General features: G+C 72.4%; 3 protein-coding genes and 1 pseudogene. 1 reads left to right on the forward strand and 3 read right to left on the reverse strand.

The features are described from left to right. Positions 1–232 precede the first annotated feature (232 nt). From MNY62_RS25360 to MNY62_RS25370, 3 genes are all read right to left on the reverse strand, one after another. A complete protein-coding gene (locus MNY62_RS25360) occupies positions 233–1246 on the reverse strand; it encodes an SPFH domain-containing protein (protein ID WP_242347113.1) in 1014 nt (337 codons plus the stop codon). 29 nt (positions 1247–1275) lie between these two features. After that, positions 1276–1695 carry an NfeD family protein gene (locus MNY62_RS25365; protein WP_242347114.1) on the reverse strand — a complete coding sequence of 140 codons (420 nt, stop codon included), beginning with the start codon at positions 1693–1695 and terminating at the stop codon, positions 1276–1278. A 157-nt stretch (positions 1696–1852) separates the two neighbouring features. Next, on the reverse strand, positions 1853–2368 hold the full coding sequence (locus MNY62_RS25370) for an OmpA family protein (protein WP_242347115.1): 516 nt from the start codon (positions 2366–2368) through the stop codon (positions 1853–1855). Between the two features lie 225 nt (positions 2369–2593). Here MNY62_RS25370 and MNY62_RS25375 point away from each other — a divergent pair. Then, positions 2594–2995, forward strand: a pseudogene (locus MNY62_RS25375) (hypothetical protein); the annotation flags it as partial.

Here is a 2995-nt window from a genome sequence, read left to right on the forward strand (position 1 = left end):
TGGAGCCGGCGCGGGGCGCGGCGAGCCGTCCGGGCGCTGCGCGGGCGCCGGAGGCGGCCAGCGCGGCACCTGCGCGTACGCCGCGCCGCCGCCGGCGACGAGCGCCGCCGCGGCGAGCGCACCCTTGATCCCGTAGGTCATGATTCCTCCCTCCCTCGGGAAGAATCTGGACCCTCGCTGGGGGTTGCGGGACCCCACGGGCGGGCGGACGGGCGCCCGCGGGGCCTGCGGGCTAGGTGCCGGGCAGCGGCCGGCCGGGAGGAGGCGGCACGGGCGCGGTGCGCGCCGGCGCGGCGGGCGTGCTCCGGATCGCCGCGGCAGGCGTCGCCGAGCGCAGCACGTTCGTCGCGGCGGCGATCATGGAGCCCACGTCGGAGAGGGTCGCCGGCAGGATGACGGTGTTCGTCGTCCTCGCGAGGTTGCCGAACTGCACGATGTACTGCTCGGCCACGCGGAGCTGCACCGCCTCGACGCCGCCCTCGGCGCGGATCGCCGCCGCGACCTCCGTGATCCCCTCGCCTGTGGCGCGCGCGACCGCGAGGATCGCCTGCGCTTGCCCCTCGGCCTCGTTGATCTGGCGCTGGCGCGCGGCCTCGGACTCCTTGATCACCTGCTGCTTCTTGCCCTCTGCGGTGTTGATCGCGGCGTCGCGCTCGCCCTCGGAGGTCAGGATGGTGGCGCGCTTCTCGCGCTCCGCGCGCATCTGCTTCTCCATCGCGGCGAGCACGTCCCTGGGCGGCGTGATGTTCTTGATCTCGTACCGGAGCACCTTGATGCCCCAGGGCCCGGTCGCCTTGTCGAGCTCCGACACCACCGCGCCGTTGATGTGGCTGCGCTCCTCGAACGTGCGGTCGAGCTCGATCTTGCCGATCTCGCTCCGCAGCGTGGTCTGCGCGAGCTGGCTGATGGCGTAGTAGTAGTCGTTGATCCCGTAGGACGCGCGCTGCGGGTCGAGCACCTTGAGGAAGAGCACTCCATCCACCCCGACCTGGACGTTGTCGCGGGTGATGCAGATCTGCTCGGGGATGTCGACCGCCTGCTCCTTCAGCGTGTGCCGGTAGCGGATCGCGTCCATGAACGGCACGAGCAGGTGGAAGCCCGCGTCGAGCACGGAGTGGAACTTTCCGAGACGCTCGACGACGAAGGCGTTCTGCTGCGGCACCACGACGGCGGTCTTCACGACGACGAAGAGCGCGAACGCGGCGAGCACGATCGCGATCACCAGCGCGGCGGAGATGCCTTCCATGCGGTCCGTCCTCTCGTTTGGGGGTGCGGTCAGTCGGGACGGAGCCAGAGCACGAGGCCCTCGACGCGCTCGACGCGGCAGCGCTGCCCCGCCGCGAGCGCCACGCCGGACGCCGCGCGCGCGCTCCAGGGAACGCCGCGCAGCTCCGCCTTCGCCTCGCCGCCCTGCGGGAGATCGCCGAGGAGCACCGCCTCCTCGCCCACGAGGGAGTCGACCGGCGCGCTCCGTCCCTGCAGCCGGTCCTGGAGCATCCGCCGCAGCGTCGCGAGGAGCAGGAGCGAGATCGCGGTGAACGCGAGCCACTGCGCGATCGGGCCGACGCCCAGCGCCGTGAGCACCGCCACGCAGAGGGCGCCGGCGCCGAAGAAGAGCGCGAACAGGCCTCCCGGCGTGACGAGCTCCACCACGAGCAGCAGAAAGCCGACCAGTGCCCACAGCCACCAGGCCATCGCGTTTGCCTCCAGGCCGAGGTGAATGCTAGCACGGCGCCGCGGACGGCACCGGCCGCTCGCAGCAGCTCCGTATCGAACGCGGGAGGCGGGAGGCGGGCGGCCCGCGCGCCGGACCCCGGCGCGCCCGAGCCGCCCGCCGCGCGGGGAGGCGCCGCTACAGCTTGACCTGGATCTCGTACCGCCGGTTCTTCGCCTTCTTCGCGGGCGTGTCGTCCGGCTTCACGAGCAGCTTCTTCGAGCCCATGCCGACCGACTCGATCTCCTCCTTCGGCACGCCACGCGCGACGAGCTCTCGCTCGACGACCGCGGCCCGCTTCGCGGAGAGCTCGTCGTTGTGCTTCGCGTTGCCGCTCGAGTCGGTGTGACCGGACACCACGAACTTGAAGTTCTTCACGCCGGCGCCGTTGAGCTGCTTCTTGGCGTCGATGAGCGCGTTCGAGAGCCGCTTCATCTTGGCGTCGCAGCCCGGCTCGAGCACGTCGGTGTCAGTCTTGAACGAGCACTGGTTCTTGCGGCCCTCCTCGAGCAGCCGCTTGTTGATCTGCTTCTCGAGCTTGCCGACGGTGGCGTTGCCCGCCGCCTTCTTCGCGACGTCCCAGGGCGTCTGGGCCGAGGCGCGGCTCGCGCCCGCGAGGGCGAGGATGGTGAGACCGAGGATGAGATGACGCATCGTGAATGTCCTCCGATTGGGACCGGATATTGACCCGGGCCCGCCCCGCCCGCAAGCCGCGACCGGCCCCCGCCAGGGGCCGCTGACCCGCGACGACAGCGGCGCCACGCGCTCACACGTGGACGCTCGATCGCAGCGCCGGTGCGCCCCCGGGCCATGGGTGGCGAGCGGCCTTTCGCGCTCCGTGGCCCGTGCGCATGCTGTACGCGACCGAGGAGGCATCCCATGGCTCGAGCGAGGTCGCTGACGACGACCGATCACGAGACGATCCGCAGATGGGTCGAGGAGCGCGGCGGCTGGCCTGCGGAGGTGACGTCGACCGCGCGCGGCGCCGCCGGCACCGGGATCATCCGCATCGACTTCCCCGGCTACGCCGGCGAGGGGAAGCTCGACCGGATCGAGTGGGACGACTGGTTCCGGAAGTTCGACGAGGCCGGCCTGGCGTTCGTCCACCAGGACACCACCGCCAGCGGCGAGCGGAGCAGCTTCAACAAGCTCGTGGCGCGGGAGATCGCGGAGGCGCCCGCGTCGCGACGGCGCACCTCCCGGCGCGCCTCGACCGCGTCGCGGTCGGGCCGGTCGGCGGGCGCGGCGCGCGGCGGCCGGACCGCCACGCGTGCCGGCGGG

The sequence above is a fragment of the Anaeromyxobacter terrae genome (genome assembly GCF_022690685.1).
GTDB lineage: Bacteria > Myxococcota > Myxococcia > Myxococcales > Anaeromyxobacteraceae > Anaeromyxobacter > Anaeromyxobacter terrae.